Source organism: Cupriavidus nantongensis, from assembly GCF_001598055.1.
Classification (GTDB): Bacteria; Pseudomonadota; Gammaproteobacteria; order Burkholderiales; family Burkholderiaceae; genus Cupriavidus; species Cupriavidus nantongensis.
Map to the genome: position 1 here is coordinate 3,207,029 of NZ_CP014844.1, position 16,247 is coordinate 3,223,275.

19 protein-coding genes are annotated in these 16,247 nt (G+C 65.1%); 8 read left to right on the forward strand and 11 right to left on the reverse strand.

The window, feature by feature from the left end:
- Positions 1-31: 31 nt before the first annotated feature.
- Positions 32-1,267, reverse strand: a complete 1,236-nt coding sequence (locus A2G96_RS14790) for a pyridoxal phosphate-dependent aminotransferase (protein WP_062802206.1) — start codon at positions 1,265-1,267, stop codon at positions 32-34.
- Between the two features lie 315 nt (positions 1,268-1,582).
- On the opposite strand from A2G96_RS14790, the gene A2G96_RS14795 reads away from it, so the two are divergent.
- The 5 genes from A2G96_RS14795 (at position 1,583) to A2G96_RS14815 (ending at position 5,859) form a co-directional block, all read left to right on the forward strand.
- Positions 1,583-1,966, forward strand: coding sequence for an Mth938-like domain-containing protein (locus tag A2G96_RS14795; RefSeq protein WP_062800458.1), 384 nt, complete (start codon positions 1,583-1,585; stop codon positions 1,964-1,966).
- A gap of 142 nt (positions 1,967-2,108) precedes the next feature.
- Positions 2,109-2,573 (forward strand): peroxiredoxin, encoded by a 465-nt coding sequence (locus A2G96_RS14800; protein ID WP_062800461.1) that lies wholly within the window; start codon positions 2,109-2,111, stop codon positions 2,571-2,573.
- Positions 2,574-2,889: 316 nt separating this feature from the next.
- Positions 2,890-4,593 (forward strand): PhoH family protein, encoded by a 1,704-nt coding sequence (locus A2G96_RS14805; RefSeq protein ID WP_062800463.1) that lies wholly within the window; start codon positions 2,890-2,892, stop codon positions 4,591-4,593.
- Between the two features lie 130 nt (positions 4,594-4,723).
- The gene (locus A2G96_RS14810) at positions 4,724-5,131 is read left to right on the forward strand and encodes a hypothetical protein (protein ID WP_062800465.1); all 408 of its coding nucleotides are present in this window, start codon (positions 4,724-4,726) and stop codon (positions 5,129-5,131) included.
- Between the two features lie 47 nt (positions 5,132-5,178).
- Positions 5,179-5,859, forward strand: a complete 681-nt coding sequence (locus A2G96_RS14815; protein ID WP_062800467.1) for a C40 family peptidase — start codon at positions 5,179-5,181, stop codon at positions 5,857-5,859.
- Between the two features lie 68 nt (positions 5,860-5,927).
- Here the strand turns inward: A2G96_RS14815 and A2G96_RS14820 are convergent, their stop codons facing one another.
- The 8 genes from A2G96_RS14820 to A2G96_RS14855 form a co-directional block, all read right to left on the reverse strand.
- Positions 5,928-6,935 (reverse strand): inorganic phosphate transporter, encoded by a 1,008-nt coding sequence (locus A2G96_RS14820; protein WP_018007702.1) that lies wholly within the window; start codon positions 6,933-6,935, stop codon positions 5,928-5,930.
- Between the two features lie 13 nt (positions 6,936-6,948).
- On the reverse strand, positions 6,949-7,575 hold the full coding sequence (locus tag A2G96_RS14825; protein ID WP_010809517.1) for a DUF47 domain-containing protein: 627 nt from the start codon (positions 7,573-7,575) through the stop codon (positions 6,949-6,951).
- Positions 7,576-7,765: 190 nt separating this feature from the next.
- A complete protein-coding gene (locus A2G96_RS14830; RefSeq protein WP_018007703.1) occupies positions 7,766-9,157 on the reverse strand; it encodes a replicative DNA helicase in 1,392 nt (463 codons plus the stop codon).
- A 180-nt stretch (positions 9,158-9,337) separates the two neighbouring features.
- The gene (gene rplI / locus A2G96_RS14835; RefSeq protein ID WP_062800470.1) at positions 9,338-9,790 is read right to left on the reverse strand and encodes a 50S ribosomal protein L9; all 453 of its coding nucleotides are present in this window, start codon (positions 9,788-9,790) and stop codon (positions 9,338-9,340) included.
- A gap of 31 nt (positions 9,791-9,821) precedes the next feature.
- Positions 9,822-10,100, reverse strand: coding sequence for a 30S ribosomal protein S18 (gene rpsR, locus A2G96_RS14840; protein WP_006163606.1), 279 nt, complete (start codon positions 10,098-10,100; stop codon positions 9,822-9,824).
- Positions 10,101-10,103: 3 nt separating this feature from the next.
- Complete coding sequence (gene priB, locus A2G96_RS14845) at positions 10,104-10,403, reverse strand: primosomal replication protein N (protein ID WP_012353082.1); 300 nt, start codon at positions 10,401-10,403, stop codon at positions 10,104-10,106.
- Between the two features lie 89 nt (positions 10,404-10,492).
- Positions 10,493-10,867, reverse strand: coding sequence for a 30S ribosomal protein S6 (gene rpsF / locus A2G96_RS14850; protein ID WP_010809513.1), 375 nt, complete (start codon positions 10,865-10,867; stop codon positions 10,493-10,495).
- 119 nt (positions 10,868-10,986) lie between these two features.
- Positions 10,987-11,979, reverse strand: a complete 993-nt coding sequence (locus A2G96_RS14855) for an asparaginase (RefSeq protein WP_062800472.1) — start codon at positions 11,977-11,979, stop codon at positions 10,987-10,989.
- A 244-nt stretch (positions 11,980-12,223) separates the two neighbouring features.
- On the opposite strand from A2G96_RS14855, the gene lexA reads away from it, so the two are divergent.
- Complete coding sequence (gene lexA / locus A2G96_RS14860; protein ID WP_012353084.1) at positions 12,224-12,877, forward strand: transcriptional repressor LexA; 654 nt, start codon at positions 12,224-12,226, stop codon at positions 12,875-12,877.
- Between the two features lie 114 nt (positions 12,878-12,991).
- Positions 12,992-13,162, forward strand: a complete 171-nt coding sequence (locus tag A2G96_RS33870) for a hypothetical protein (protein ID WP_012353085.1) — start codon at positions 12,992-12,994, stop codon at positions 13,160-13,162.
- A gap of 45 nt (positions 13,163-13,207) precedes the next feature.
- Here the strand turns inward: A2G96_RS33870 and A2G96_RS14865 are convergent, their stop codons facing one another.
- Together A2G96_RS14865 and A2G96_RS14870 are read right to left on the reverse strand one after the other, a co-directional pair.
- The gene (locus A2G96_RS14865) at positions 13,208-13,552 is read right to left on the reverse strand and encodes a hypothetical protein (protein ID WP_231909576.1); all 345 of its coding nucleotides are present in this window, start codon (positions 13,550-13,552) and stop codon (positions 13,208-13,210) included.
- A 182-nt stretch (positions 13,553-13,734) separates the two neighbouring features.
- Positions 13,735-14,049 carry a hypothetical protein gene (locus tag A2G96_RS14870; protein ID WP_062800477.1) on the reverse strand — a complete coding sequence of 105 codons (315 nt, stop codon included), beginning with the start codon at positions 14,047-14,049 and terminating at the stop codon, positions 13,735-13,737.
- Positions 14,050-14,335: 286 nt separating this feature from the next.
- Here A2G96_RS14870 and dusA point away from each other — a divergent pair, with 286 nt between their 5' ends.
- The gene (gene dusA, locus A2G96_RS14875; RefSeq protein ID WP_062800480.1) at positions 14,336-15,349 is read left to right on the forward strand and encodes a tRNA dihydrouridine(20/20a) synthase DusA; all 1,014 of its coding nucleotides are present in this window, start codon (positions 14,336-14,338) and stop codon (positions 15,347-15,349) included.
- Positions 15,350-16,247: the final 898 nt, after the last annotated feature.

The window sequence follows — 16,247 nt, forward strand, 5'->3', positions numbered from 1 at the left end:
GGATGGGTTGCGGCGCGGCCGGCGAAAATAATCAGGCCGCGGCCTTGCCGTGGCGTTTTCGGTAGGCCTCGAGGAAGCGCGCGATGCGGCCGATGGCCTCGCGCAGGTCTTCCTCGTGCGGCAGGAACACGATGCGGAAATGGTCCGGACGGGCCCAGTTGAAGCCGGAGCCCTGCACCAGCAGCACCTTGGACTCCTGCAGCAGTTCATAGATGAACTCCTGGTCGTCCTGCACCGGGTACATCGACAGGTCCAGCTTCGGGAACAGGTACAGCGCCGCCTTGGGCTTGACGCAGGTCACGCCCGGGATCGCGGTGATCAGTTCGTAGGCCAGGTCGCGCTGGCGGCGCAGGCGCCCGCCTTCGGCGACCAGGTCGTTGATGCTCTGGTAGCCGCCCAGCGCGGTCTGGATCGCCCACTGGCCCGGCACGTTGGCGCACAGGCGCATCGACGACAGCATGTTCAGGCCTTCGATGTAGTCGATGGCCGGGCGCTTGTCGCCCGACACCACCATCCAGCCGGCGCGGTAGCCGCACGAGCGGTAGTTCTTCGACAGGCCGTTGAAAGTCACCGTCAGCACGTCGGTCGACAGCGAGGCGATCGAGGTATGGGTATTGCCGTCGTACAGGACCTTGTCGTAGATCTCGTCGGCGAAGATGATCAGCCCATGCTCGCGCGCGATCGCGACGATCTCGAGCAGCAGTTCGTCCGAGTACAGTGCCCCGGTGGGGTTGTTCGGGTTGATGATGACGATGGCCTTGGTATGCGGCGTGATGCGCGCGCGGATATCGGCCGGGTCGGGCATCCACTCGTTGGACTCGTCGCAGATATAGTGCACCGGCGTGCCGCCCGACAGGCTGACCGCGGCGGTCCACAGCGGGTAGTCCGGCGCCGGCACCAGCACTTCGTCGCCGGTATTGAGCAGCGCGTTGACCGCCATCACGATCAGCTCGGAGGCGCCGTTGCCCACATAGATATCGTCCAGGCCGACGCCTTCGATATTTTTTTGCTGGGTATAGTGCATGATCGCCTTGCGCGCGGCGAAAATGCCCTTGGAATCAGAATAACCTGCCGAATTCGGCAGGTTTCGCATCATGTCCTGCTGAATTTCCTCCGGCGCATCGAAGCCGAACACGGCCAGGTTGCCGATATTCAGCTTGATGATCTTGTGCCCTTCTTCCTCCATCTGCTTGGCCTTTTCCAGCACCGGCCCGCGGATGTCGTAGCAAACGTTATTGAGTTTGTTGGATTTCTGGATGGGTTTCACGGCGATGTCGGGCAAGCGTGGCGTGCCGCGTCGGCGGCACCGGACTGGGAATCGGGGCGATCTGACAGAATCTGAAAGAATGCGGAGGCGCCGTCCGCTGCGATGCAACGCAAACGTGGCAGACAGGGAGGCAAAAGCTATAATTTATCGGATTATGACAGACTTCGGCAGGGATTCTTGCATTGCAGCGTGCGCTGTCCGCGCGCACCGCGGCCGCCTGCCCGCTGTCGTCCATCCATGGCCCGCCAGGCCCGCCGGCCCGCCGCTCTGCGGACCCGCCCGCCAGCCCGCGCCCGCCACCGCCGAGATCCCCAAGTGAAACTCCACGCCGACCAGCCCCAGTCGCTCAATACCGTCACGGCCTACGGGCCCGGTTATATCGAAATCAACCTCGTGCGCCACACCAACTCGGTGCTGGTCATGCCGGAGGGCGAAGTCCGGCCCTGGCCGGTCGACCGCTTCGAAGACCTGGAGCCCGCGCATTTCGAGCAGCTGTCCGAACTGGGACCCGAAGTGGTGCTGCTCGGCACGGGCTCGCGGCTGCGCTTTCCGCACCCGCGCCTGACCGCGTCGCTGGCGCGCCGCCATGTCGGCGTCGATGCCATGGACATGCAGGCGGCGTGCCGCACCTACAACATCCTGATGGCCGAGGGCCGCAAGGTGGCGGCGGTGCTGCTGCTCGAGCCCGAGGCCGCCTGACGCGGCCACGGCGAAAGTTGAGCAGCCGCCACGCTTGAAGTCCGCGTGAGGCGCCCCAATCTGCTCGCGCTGAGGCGGCAGCCCCTGTCCCGATTCCAACGATCTCACCGATCCCCTGCCCCTCCCCCAAGGAGCCACAAGCATGACCGTCAGTCTCAACAAGGCCATCCCCGACTTCAGCGCGCCGATGACCGGCGACGCCACCTTCCGCCTGGCCGACTACCGCGGCAAGACGGTGGTGCTGTACTTCTACCCGAAGGACAACACGCCGGGCTGCACCACCGAGGCAATGAACTTCCGCGACCAGTACGAGGATTTCGAGAAGGCCGGCGTGCACGTGTTCGGCATCTCGCGCGACAGCCTGCGCTCGCATGAAAACTTCAAGGCCAAGCTGGAACTGCCGTTCGAACTGATCTCCGATGCCGACGAAAATGTGTGCACATTGTTCGATGTCATCAAGATGAAAAAGCTGTATGGCAAGGAGCACCGCGGCATCGAGCGCAGCACCTTTGTCATCGACGGCAAGGGCATCCTGCGACACGAGCTGCGCGGCATCAAGGTGCCCAACCACGTCGACGAAGTGCTGGAGATCGTGCGCGGCCTCTGACGCAATGCCCGCGTGCCGTTGACCGTAATGGCTTCGATCCGGACGTGGCAAACGTTGGCAAACCCAATTGCCAAACCCAAAGCCTTCAGATACATTGGCCCGTAATGAGTTCAGATTCCGGATGCCACGCTGTTTCGACTCCCCGGCCCAGGCGCTTTGCGCCACAGGCCGGTAGCGGACCTGCCATGTCGGCAGTCCGCCCAAGAGCCGCCACCCCTGTTCCGCAGGCATGGCGGCTTTTTTGTTTGCAGCCACGTCTGTCCTCATCCGCGGACATCCCCGCCCCCTTCTTGTCCCCCTGAAAGGAAAGCCAAGCATGCCGCTGCCTACCATGCCCGCCAAGCCTGCCCAATTGCTGGATCCGAGCGAGTTTGCTCCGGTCTCCGCGGTGCCTAAGGCCAAAGCCGCCACACAGGGCAAGAAACCTGTGCCGGCGCTCGAGCGCGTGGCATTGCTGGAAACCGGCGACACGCAGGTGCCTGAAGTCAAGGCCCGCGCCGCCGGCGGCACCCGCGCCCGCAGCACCGAGACACCCGCGGTATCGACGCCGGCCGTCAGCGCCGCGCCGGTAAGCCTGGTCAAGCCGTCGACCGGCACCACGCGCCGCGCGCGCAAGGCCGAAGGCCCGAGCAAGCTGTTCGTGCTCGACACCAACGTGCTGATGCACGACCCGGCCTCGCTGTTCCGCTTCGAAGAGCACGACATCTACCTGCCGATGATGACGCTCGAAGAGCTGGACAACCACAAGAAGGGCATGAGCGAAGTCGCGCGCAACGCGCGCATGGTCAGCCGCACGCTCGATTCTCTGGTGGGCGGCACCGACGGCGTGCTCGACGAAGGCCTGTCGCTGGCCAGCCTGGGCAACCGCGACGCGCAGGGCAAGCTGTTCTTCCAGACGCGCCTGAACGACATCAAGCTGCCCGAAGGCCTGCCGCAGGGCAAGGCGGACAACCAGATCCTGGGCGTGGTCAGCGCGCTGCAGCAGCAGTATCCCGAGCGCCAGGTGGTGCTGGTGTCGAAAGACATCAACATGCGGATCAAGGCGCGCGCCCTGGGCCTGCCCGCCGAAGACTACTTCAACGACCAGGTCCTCGAGGACAAGGACCTGCTCTACGCGGGCGTGATGCAGTTGCCCGGCGACTTCTGGGCCAGGCACGGCAAGGGCGTCGAAAGCTGGCAGGACCCCAAGTCCGGTGCCATGTTCTACCGCCTCACCGGCCCGCTGGTGCCGTCGTTCCTGGTCAACCAGTTCGTCTACCTCGAGCCCGTCGACGGCAGCCTGCCGCTCTATGCGCAAGTCAAGGAGATCAACGGCAAGACCGCGCTGCTGCAGACCCTGAAGGACTACACGCACCACAAGAACAACGTGTGGAGCGTGACCGCGCGCAACCGCGAGCAGAACTTCGCGCTCAACCTGCTGATGAACCCGGACATCGACTTCGTCACGCTGCTGGGCCAGGCCGGTACCGGCAAGACGCTGCTGGCACTGGCGGCCGGGCTGGAGCAGGTGCTGGACCAGAAGCTCTACAACGAGATCATCGTCACCCGCGCCACCGTGCCGGTGGGCGAGGACATCGGCTTCCTGCCCGGCACCGAGGAAGAGAAGATGCAGCCGTGGATGGGCGCGTTCGACGACAACCTCGAAGTGCTGCAGAAGAGCGACGACAGCGCCGGCGACTGGGGCCGCGCCGCGACCCAGGAGCTGATCCGCTCGCGCATCAAGGTCAAGAGCATGAACTTCATGCGCGGCCGCACCTTCGTCAACAAGTTCGTCATCATCGACGAGGCGCAGAACCTGACGCCCAAGCAGATGAAGACGCTGGTGACACGCGCCGGCCCCGGCACCAAGATCATCTGCCTCGGCAATATCGCGCAGATCGACACGCCCTACCTGACCGAGGGCTCGTCGGGCCTGACCTACGTGGTCGACCGCTTCAAGGGCTGGAGCCACAGCGGCCATATCACGCTGGCGCGCGGCGAGCGCTCGCGCCTGGCCGACCACGCCGGCGACGTGCTCTGACGCTGACAGCGGGCCCGGGCACCCTTCCCCGCGGAAGGGGCCCGGGCCCGCTGTCGTGAGCGGCAAGCGCAATGCGGCTATGATGTCCGCACGTCCGCTTGTTGTCCCGCATCCCCAACTGGAGGCGTCGATGAACCCACAGCATCTCCGCCGGGCCGCGCTGATCGGCGCCGCCATGGTCCTGGCCGGACCGCTTCAGGCGCGCGCCGCGGCTGACGAACTGGTGATCCGCACCATGGGCCCGGTCAGCTATGTCTGCGGCGGTGTCGCCGAAGACGAGCGCCAGGCGCTGGCCGCGCGCGAGAAGGATTTCAATATCGGCGTCCTGTTCACGCAGGGCGCCGCGGGCGAGTTCCTGTCCGATGTCGCGGTCAGGCTGGTGCGCGACGAGCAGGAGGTCGCAAGCTTCCGCGCCGCCGGCCCCCGCTGCCTGATACGTGCGCCTGAAGGCAGCTACAATATCGAGGCCAGTTACAAGGGCCAGGCCAAGTCGATCAAGGTCAGCACCGGTACGCGCAACGCCCAGCTACGCTGGTAGCGGCAAGGCTTCCGGTGCGCCGGCAGGCCGGCGACCGGAATCCAGCGATGCCATTGCGCCGTACCCGTAGTTCTTCCAGTCCTTCCGCACTGCCCGGCCCGCTCACCCGGGCCGGGCTGCCGCTGCTGTGTGCCGCCGCGCTGCTGCTGGCGGCGTGTGCCAGCTCCCCGCCCTCCCGCCATGGCAGCTTGCCGCGTGCGCCCGGCAAGCCCATGACCGATCCCAGCGCCGGGTTGGAGGAAATCTCGATCCAGGCGATGTCGCTGGTCGGCACCCCCTACCGCTACGGCGGCAACACGCCCGATGCCGGCTTCGACTGCAGCGGCCTGGTGCGCTATGTGGTCGCGCGCGCCGCCAATGTGAACTTGCCGCGCACCACCGAGGCCATGGGCACGCGCGGCAGCTCGCTCGACCGCAGCGAAGTCGCTTCCGGCGACCTGGTGTTCTTCAACACCACCGGCCGCGCCAACTCGCATGTCGGCATCTACGTCGGCCAGAACCGCTTTGTCCATGCGCCATCGTCCGGCGGCACCGTGCGCCTGGAGGACATGGGCAAGCCCTACTGGGCCTCGCGCTACAACGGCGCGCGGCGGGTGGTGGCCGGTGCGGTCAACCTGCCGCCGGCGCCGGCGACACCGGTGCCCGCGCCCGTTCCGGCGCCCCTCGTGCCGGAACCCGCCCCGCTGCCCGACGACGACGATCCCATCGCCGCCTTCGCCAACCGCTGAGCAACCAGCGCGGACAAACAAAAAGCCAGGCATTTGCCTGGCTTTTTGCATCAGCGGCTAATGCCGCGTTACAGGATATGGCGCCCGATCCACCATGCGATCGCCGCCATGAAGGCCGAAGCCGGAATCGTCAGCACCCAGGCCCAGACGATATTGCCGGCCACGCCCCAGCGCACCGCCGACATCTTCTGCGACGAGCCAACCCCGACGATGGCGCCGGTGATCGTGTGCGTGGTCGACACCGGCACGCCCAGCGCCGAGGCAAAGAACAGCGTCAGCGCACCGCCGGTCTCGGCGCAGAAGCCGCCCACCGGCTTGAGCTTGGTGATCTTCTGGCCCATGGTGCGCACGATGCGCCAGCCGCCGAACAGCGTGCCCATGCCGATGGCCACGTAGCAGCTGACGATCACCCAGGTCGGCGGCGGATCGCCGGCGAGCACGTGGCCGCTGGCGATCAGCAGCATCCAGATGATGCCGATGGTCTTCTGCGCATCATTGCCGCCATGGCCCAGGCTGTACAGCGAGGCCGAGACCAGCTGCAGCCGCCGGAACCAGCGGTCGACGCGCGATGGCGGCGTGCGGAAGAAGGTCCAGCCGACCATCACCATCATCAGCGAACCCAGCAGGAAGCCGAGGAACGGCGACACCAGGATGAACGCCACGGTCTTCAGCAGGCCGCTGGCCACCAGCGCGCCGGTGCCGGCCTTGGCCACCGCGGCACCGACCAGCCCGCCGATCAGCGCATGCGACGACGACGACGGAATGCCGTAGTACCAGGTGATGACGTTCCACGCGATCGCCCCGACCAGCGCGCCGAAGATGACATAGTGGTCGACCACCCCGCCCTGGATGGTGCCGGTGCCGACCGTGGCCGCCACCTTCAGGTGGAACACAAAGATCGCGACGACGTTGCACATCGCCGCCATCGCCACCGCATGGTGCGGCTTGAGCACGCCCGTGGACACCACCGTCGCGATCGAGTTGGCCGCGTCGTGGAAGCCGTTCATGAAGTCGAACAGCAAGGCCAGTGCCACCAGCAAGGCGATCACCCACAGGCTCATTTGTATGGTCTGCATGCCGATTGCCGCCTCAGGCGTTTTCCAGGACGATGCCTTCGATGATGTTGGCGACGTCCTCGCACTTGTCGGTGATCGTCTCGAGTTGCTCGTAGATGGCCTTCAGCTTGATCAGGCGCTTGACGTCGGTCTCGTCGCGGAACAGCTTGGACATCGCCGAGCGCATCACGCGGTCGGCCTCGGATTCGAGCTGGTCGATCTGCTGCGCGGTCTTCAGGATCGTGCTGGCGTTGCCCATGTCCTCGAGCAGGCCCACGGCGATCTTGACCTGGTCGCAGCACTGCACGCAGATCGCGGCCAGGCGCAGCGCCTCGTCGGTCAGGTTGGTCACGTCATACAGCGAGATGGTCTCGGCCACGTCCTCCATCAGGTCGAGGATGTCGTCCATGGTCGTGATCAGCTTGTGGATCTCGTCGCGGTCCAGCGGCGTGATGAAGGTCTTGTGCAGCAGGTCGATGGTGTCGTGCGTGATCCGGTCGGCCTTCTTTTCGGTGGCCTGGACGCGCCGGGCATGGGCCTCGGCGTTGGGCAGGTCGTTGACCAGGGCCTGCAGTTCATGGGCGGCGGTCACCGCGCAGTCGGCGTGCTGGTTGAAATATTCGAAGAACTTGCCCTCGGTGGGCATGAATCGGCCGAACATGGAATGTTCCTTGTGGCAGCGTGGTATCGCTGCGGATGGTGTTGCGGGATTAAGCGGACGCGAGCATGACCGCCGCGGATGGCGACTGTCATCAAAGCGCAATATTTTACAGGGTTAGCGGGACATTGCCCGCGTATTTGGCACAAACGAGACGGGCAGGCACGCCGGAGGGCCGACCCGCTTGACTTCGTCAGGTGTCGTTGTCGAAGAAAGCCGGGCCGCCGCTGAAGTTGTCGAACTTCGTGAACTGGCCGAGGAAGGTCAGGCGCACCGTGCCGATCGGGCCGTTACGCTGCTTGCCGATGATGATTTCGGCGGTGCCCTTGTCCTGCGAATCGGCGTTATAGACTTCGTCGCGGTAGATAAACAGGATCACGTCGGCATCCTGTTCGATAGCGCCCGATTCGCGCAGGTCGGACATCACCGGGCGCTTGTTGGGGCGCTGTTCCAGGCTGCGGTTCAGCTGCGACAGCGCGATCACCGGGCAATTCAGTTCCTTCGCCAGGCCCTTCAGGGAACGAGAGATTTCTGAAATTTCGGTGGCGCGGTTCTCGCCGCCGCCGGAGCCCGACATCAGCTGCAGGTAGTCGATGATGATCAGGCCCAGCTGCCCGCACTGGCGCGCCAGGCGCCGCGAGCGCGCGCGCAGTTCCATCGGGTTCAGCGCCGGGGTTTCGTCGATGAACAGCTGGGTGTCGTTCATGCGCTGGATCGCATGCGTCAGCCGCGGCCAGTCCTCGTCGAGCAGGCGCCCGGTACGCAGCCGGTGCTGGTCGAGGCGCCCGACCGAGCCCAGCATACGCATGGCCAGCTGCGTGCCCGCCATTTCCATCGAGAACACCGCCACCGGCAGGCCCTGCTCCACCGCCACGTGCTCGCCGATGTTCAGCGAGAACGCGGTCTTGCCCATCGACGGACGGCCGGCGACGATGATCAGGTCGCCCGGCTGCATGCCGCTGGTCATCTTGTCCAGGTCGATAAAGCCGGTCGGCACGCCGGTGACGTCGGTGGTCGAATCGCGGTGATACAGCTCGTCGATGCGCTCCACCACCTGGGTCAGCAGCGGCTGGATTTCCTGGAAGCCCTTCTGCCCGCGCGAGCCTTCTTCGGCAATCGCGAAGACCTTGGATTCGGCCTCGTCGAGCAGCTCGCGCACCTCGCGCCCCTTGGGCGCGAACGCGGCCGAGGCGATATCGTCGGCCACCGTCACCAGCTTGCGCAACACCGAGCGCTCGCGCACGATTTCCGCGTAGCGGCGGATATTGGCCGCGCTGGGGGTGTTCTGCGCCAGCGAATTCAGGTACGCCAGCCCGCCCACCTCTTCGGCCTTGCCGGCCACCTGCAGCATCTCGTAGACCGTGATCACGTCGGCGGGCTTGGTCGCCGAGATCAGCCGGGCGATGCTCTGGAAGATCATCCGGTGGTCGAAACGGTAGAAGTCCGCCTCGGACAGGAAGTCCGCGATGCGGTCCCAGGCGGCATTGTCCAGCAGCAGGCCACCGAGCACCGATTGCTCGGCTTCGATGGAGTGCGGCGGAACCTTGAGGTTATCGAGTTGGGGGTCGGCGACGGGCGCGTTCATGGGGAGGGATTATAACGGCGGGTGGACACACTTCGCCGGACATTTGGCGACAGCGCCGTCCAGCGCAGCCGGTCAAGCCGGCGGCCGGGCAACAAAAAAGGCAGGAGCCGGGGCTCCTGCCTTCTTTCAATGCTTGCGGGGCTTTGGCCGGCGCCGTGCGCCGGCCAAGGCGGCGCGTCCTTAGACGCTCTCGCCCACCACCGACACGGTCACGTCGACCACGACGTCGGTGTGCAGCGCAACGCTGACCGGGTGATCGCCAACCGTCTTCAGCGGACCGTTCGGCAGGCGAACCTGCGCCTTTTCCAGCTTGTAGCCTTGGCCAGCCAGGGCTTCAGCGATGTCGGCGTTGGTCACCGAACCGAACAGGCGGCCGTCCACACCCGACTTCTGGGTGATCTGGACGTTCAGGCCGTTCAGCTTCTCGCCTTCGGCTTGCGCGGCGGCCAGCTTCTCGGCAGCGGCCTTTTCCAGCTCGGCGCGCTTGACTTCGAATTCAGCGATGGCGCTTTGCGTGGCACGGCGGGCCTTCTTGCCCGGGATCAGGAAGTTACGGGCGTAACCGTCCTTCACCTTGACGATGTCACCCAGGTTGCCCAGGTTGACGACTTTTTCCAGCAGAATGATTTGCATCGTGTTCTCTCCTTACGGACCTAGGGCCTGATCAGTTCTTGTGCAGGTCGGTGTACGGCATCAGCGCGAGGAAACGCGCGCGCTTGATGGCCGTATCGAGCTGACGCTGATAGTGAGCCTTGGTACCGGTCAGGCGGGCCGGCGTGATCTTGCCGTTGTCGCCGATGAAGTCCTTCAGGGTGTCCAGATCCTTGTAGTCGATCTGTTCGACGCCAGCCACGGTGAAGCGGCAGAAGCGCTTGCGCTTGAACAGCGGGTTCTGTTGCTGGAAGCGCTTCTTGTTCTTGTTGTCACGTTTGACGAATGCCATGATTCAATCCTTTTCGAATGCTTTACATCCAGTGATGTGAAAGACGAGAGCCTTGCTGTTGCGGTGCTTGCGGGCCAGGAATCCTTCGCAGTCGAGCAGCGTGCCGAGCGGTAGCCGCTCCAGACGCTGGCCAACCTGGCCGATTCCCATCGCAGCGATTGCAAACTCGACCTGTCGCGGCGTCTGCGCCTCGACGGCCTCGCCGCTGTACTGCAGGATGCAGTTCACGACGGGGACCCCGGCCGGGGTATAGCGCAGGGCATCGCGTTCCGCCAGGGTGGCGGCAAGCCGAAGCTGGTTCAACGCGGGGCCTCTTGCCGGTTGCAATCGTTGCGGTTTCCGCTGGTGCCTCGGCCGACGCTGTCAGCCACGGCGCGCACCGCAGTCCGCACTTAGGCGGCCTGGCCTTCGGTGGTCGTTTGCGCGGCCTTGCGGGCTTCTTCGCGCTGCACTTCCTTCATCATCGGCGAAGGTGCGGTCTCGGCCTTCTTGGTCTGCACGATCAGGTGGCGCAGGACGGCGTCGTTGAACTTGAATGCGTGTTCCAGTTCAGCCAGGGTTTCCTTGCCGCATTCGATGTTGAGGCAAACGTAGTGGGCCTTGGCCAGCTTCTGGATCATGTAAGCCATCTGGCGACGGCCCCAGTCTTCCACGCGGTGAACGTTGCCGTTCTGCGAGGTCACGAGCTGCTTGTAGCGCTCGATCATGGCCGGCACTTGTTCGCTCTGGTCCGGGTGGACGATGAAGACGATTTCGTAATGACGCATTGACGCTCCTTTTGGGATTAGCCACCCGGGCGTCACGAGTCCGGTGTGGCAAGGTTGAATAGCCTTAAATTATAGCCCGCCGCGCCGCAACAACGCAAGCCGCTGATTTCACGGACAAATCAGGCGCTGGCGAAGACTGCCTGCAACCGCGCCGGAGCGCGCGCCAGCCCCGCATCCGCCGCCAGGGCGAGCGCCAGCAAGACGCGCGCCTTGTAAGGGTTGAGGTCCGCGGCAGACACGAACACACCATCGGCAGGACTGGGCTGCGGCGGGATCGCCACATGCCCGGCACCGGTACGCGAACTGCGCACGACCGCCACTCCGGCGGCCGCGGCGTCGGCAAGGGCCGCCGCCAGCACCTCGTGGACCGAGCCATTGCCGGCCGCGGCGACGACCAGCCCGGCGACTCCTGCCTGCACCAGCGCATCCACCGCCACCCTGCCCGGCTGGGCGTAGCTGGCTACGATCTCCACCAGCGGCCACGCCGCCGGCATCGGCCCGATCGGCGTTGCCGCCCGGGGCGCACGGGCGAAGCGCACGTAGTCGTCCTGCACGAACCCCAGCGGCCCGCACGGCGAGACAAAGGCATCGACCGCCGACGTATGCGCCTTGGCCACGTCCCGCGCCGCGTGGATCTGCTGGTTCAGTACCACCAGCACACCCTTGCCGCGCGCATCCGGATGGGCGGCGACCCGCACCGCATCGAGCAGGTTCAGCGGCCCGTCCGCCGACAGCGACGTCGACGGACGCATCGCCGCGGTCATCACCACCGGCACCGGGCACGCTTGCGTCAGGTGCAGCGCCATCGCGGTTTCTTCCAGCGTGTCGGTGCCGTGCGTGATCACGATGCCAGCCACGCCGGGCTGCGCCGACCAGTGCCCGACCCGCGCCGCCAGTGCCTGCCACAGCGCGAAGGTCATGTCCTTGCTGTCGACCTGCGCCACCTGCTCGGCCTCGATGCGGGCCAGCGACTGCAACGACGGCACCGCCGCCAGCAATGAGGCCACCGGCACGGTCGCCGCCTGGTAGCGGGCACTGCTGGCGGCGCTGCCGGCCGCACCGGCGATGGTGCCGCCGGTGGCCAATACGACGATGCGAGGCAATTGGGTCATGGGAGCGCGCAAGGATTTTGTTCTGGATAAGGGAAAGGCGATTGTAGCGGGGGCACGCGCCGGGATCAGGCGCCCTGGCCGGCGTCCATGCGACAAGCCTCAAAATTCTGCTTGCACTGACGCCGATACTGTATAAAATCACAGCATACTGTTTAAACATACAGTGCCCGGCCCGCCGGATGCTGGATAACGGACCAGAGCCTCCGTCATCCATCCCAGCGGCCCTGCACGGAACGGCGATCCCATGGCGACCCTGACACCCCGGCAGCAGCAGATTTTCGATCTGATCCGCAACACGATCCGCCGTACCGGCTTCCCCCCTACCCGCGCCGAGATCGCAGCGGAGTTCGGTTTCTCCTCGCCCAACGCCGCCGAAGAACACCTGCGCGCGCTGGCCCGCAAAGGCGTGATCGAACTGACGCCGGGCGCGTCGCGTGGCATCCGGCTGAAGGTCTCGCGCAGCGATTCGGAGCTGCCGGACCAGTTCTCGTTGCCGATGGCCGGCGTATTGCAGCTGACGCTTCCTTTGGTGGGCCGCGTTGCAGCGGGCAGTCCCATCCTGGCCGCCGAGCATATCGACCGCCAGTACCAGGTCGATGCCTCGGTCTTCGATGAGCGTCCGGATTATCTGCTGCGCGTGCGCGGCCTGAGCATGCGCGACGCCGGCATCCTCGACGGCGACCTGCTCGCCGTGCGCCGCGCCAGCGAGGCCGCCAACGGCAAGATCGTGGTGGCGCGACTGGGCGACGACGTTACCGTCAAGCGCCTGCAGCGGCGCGGTGGCCATATCGAACTGATTGCCGAGAACCCGGACTTCACCAACATCATCGTCGAGCCCGGTGAAGAGTTCTCGCTGGAAGGCATCGCCGTCGGGCTGATCCGCTCTTCCGGCTTCTAGCCGGGCACCATCGCAGGCCCTTCGCCTGCGCGGGCCCACCCGCTTCCCTTGCTTTGCAGACGCCGCCCGCCTTGCCGGGTGTTGACCCCGCTTTGCCTAAAAAGAGGTGCCACCATGCCGCAAATCCACCACGTCGCCGCCCGCCGTCCGGTCAAGCCCGTGCCGTTTCGTCAGAGCAAGGGCGTACGCGTCTACCAGGGTACGCAACGCCGCACCATGGTCGGCAGCATGGCGGCCATCTGCCGCATGCTGGAACTTGAAACCACCGAAAAGCTCGCTGCCTGACTGAGATTCGCGGGCGCTCGCCGCGTCGCCAGGCCTCGGTCCCGCTCAGCTACGCGCGCACGCCTTGGCTTCGGCCTCGAGTTCCGTCGGCGTCAGCTGGGGAAACCAGGTATCGGTCTTGCGCAATTCCAGCGCCGTGCCGTCGGCCTGTGCCGTCAGGGAGATCAGGTAGGCGTATTGATATTCACCGCCTGCGGTACTCTGGCCGATACGGATTTCGGTCTGGTTCTTCGCCGGCAGCTGGACCAGCGTCGCCTCATCGCCGAGATTGTTGCGCAGGCATTTTGCGACCTCGGCCATTTTCACCGGCGTAAATAGCCGCATCGGCGGGCGAGCGCGGACGTCCTTCTCGGAAGTACCCGTGGCACACCCTGCCACCATGGTTGCCATCGCTGCGCCAATCAGTGCCGTTCGAACCAACATACCGCCCCCGGGGAATGAAAAACGGCGCCCTTGGACTTGCAGGTATTGTCGGCGCCGGGTGCGGATTTTAACCTGCGCGCGAGCCAGGCGTCATCTCGGTCTTTGCCATTGGCCGGCAACGGCGTCTGGCATGGCAAGGCGCGTACCAGTTACCAGCGCTTGCACTCGATCTTCTCTTCGAATTCCCCGTCGCGCTTCCATTCGCGCTCGATCAGGCAAGGGCCGTCTCGGTATTTCTGCTTTTGCTCGTAACCGCGCGGCCCACGCTTGCACTTGCGCTCTTCCTTGTATTCGCCATCGCGCTTCTGCTCACGCTCCACCTCGCAGCCGCCGCTACGGAACTTCTCCTTGTATTCGCCGCCGCCATGGCGATAGCCGCCGGGATAATCGCGATCATCGGCCTGCGCCAGCGATGGCGCCATCAAGCACAGTAACAACGAGACAGCGGCGGGCGTGCGAAGCATGGAGAAACAGCAGGAGCGAAATTGCGGCCAGCATAGCAACCCGCGTCACTGGCCGCTGTATCAAAGCGTTACGCCGCGGCGATCGGCGCAATTCCGCGGCCAGGAGCCGCGCCATGCTTATATCGTGGCGCAGCAAACCTTGGCGCGGTACCCTATACTCACGTCTTCGCGCTGGCCCGCCCCGCGCCTGGCCCTGCCAGGGTGCAGTGACCTGCATATGCTACCGCGCCAGCCTCAGGAGCCTGCCGACGCCGCCGCGTCCGGCCGCACCCAATTGCCGTATTCCATGAACGTAAATCCCCGCCGCATTTCGGTCGCGCCGATGATGGACTGGACTGACCGTCATTGCCGCATGTTCCATCGCCAGCTCAGCCGCCATACCTGGCTGTATACCGAGATGGTGACCACCGGCGCGCTGCTGCATGGCGACGTGCCGCGCCACCTTGACTTCGATGCGGCCGAGCATCCGGTTGCGCTGCAGCTTGGCGGCAGCGAGCCGGCCGACCTCGCCATGGCGGCGAAGCTGGGCCAGCAGTGGGGCTATGCGGAAATCAACCTGAATTGCGGCTGCCCGTCCGAGCGCGTGCAGCGCGGCGCCTTCGGTGCCTGCCTGATGGCGGAGCCGGAACTGGTGGCGGACTGCGTGAAGGCGATGCGCGATGCGGTGGAGATTCCGGTGACCGTGAAGCATCGCATCGGCATCGACAAGATCGAGCACTACGATTTCGTCCGCGATTTTGTCGGCAAGGTGGCGCAGGCGGGTTGCCGCACGTTTATCGTCCATGCGCGCAATGCGATCCTGAAGGGCCTGAGCCCGAAGGAAAACCGCGAGATTCCGCCGCTGCGCTATGAGGTGGCATACCAGCTCAAGCGCGAATTCCCGGATCTCGAGATCCTGATCAACGGCGGCATCGTCAGCCATGACGAAATCGCTGCCCATCTGCAGCACGTCGATGGGGTCATGATCGGACGCGAGGCGTATCACCAGCCGTACATCCTGGCGCAAATGGACGCGCGCTTTTATGGCGATACCACTGCGCCGGTGCCGTCGCGGCTCGAGGTCGAACTGGCGATGCAGCGTTATATCGGCGACTTCGTCGAGCAAGGCGGATACATGGGTGCCGTGACACGGCACATGCTCGGCCTGCATCGCGGCATCGCCGGCGGACGTGGCTGGCGCCGCGTGCTGTCCGATGCGAAGCGCATGCATGCGGCGCGCACCCGGGCCGACGTGGATACGCTGTTCGAAGAAGCCCGCACGCATCTGCGCCCGCACGCGCAAGAGCCGCTGGCCGCGTAAGCGCGCATGGCCCTGTGCCGTGCCGAGGCTGCGCTCTAACTTCGAATCGTGGAAATATGCATGGCGGCGCGCGGGTTCCGCGCGCCGCACATGAGATGCCGGATCGCCCGGAAACCGGCGTCCGGAAAGGGATTCCCCTAATTCGCTGAGGCAGGGCACTTTCTTACACTGTGCCTGCCCTCGAATACAGGGCTTTCTTCAACTGATTATTAGCCCGCTCCGGCGGGCTTTTTTTTCGTCGGCGGTCTCGCGCATGCGGCATCGCTCTTCGTTTACCCGAATGGTGCATTGCCCGCACCGCAGTTACAGTGCAACGGCCTTCAGGGCATTTGAGATCGCTAAAGTTAAGAGTCCGCGCTGCGGACTCTTTTTTTGCGCGCTCGCCCGGCACCACCTGGACAAACCGGTTTGACCAGGCACCCGGCCAAGCGTTCCATCGGTCACGCAAAATTTCGCTGGGGCCGTGGGCTATCGCGTATGGCTGATACCGATGTCCAGCGTGCCGTAAGTCGTGATGCTTGATTCCCTGCCGTCGGCACCGCCGCCCGCAGCGCATCCGCCCAGCAAGGCCGCCAGTGCCGCCACCGCAAGAATCCTCGCCGTCCATCTACACTTGCTCTGCATGGCCTGTTCCCTGCGTCCGATCACGTCGGTTGGGCTCGCGCGTGGCCGAGAGGTTCCATCGCACCCATGGTGCGGCAAGGAAACGTCAGTGGCCAGGGGAAGAAAAAGAGGCAGGCGGCCAATGGGGCGGGCCGCCTGACGGGAAGGTCGAGGGGGGTCAATGTCCCTCGGACTCGAGTATCGCTTCGGGCACGTGCCGCATGAACCCTGCAGAGGTAGGGGCTGTGCGCAGCATATTGCTGGCGGGCGTAGTCGGAAGTCATCCAATACCCGT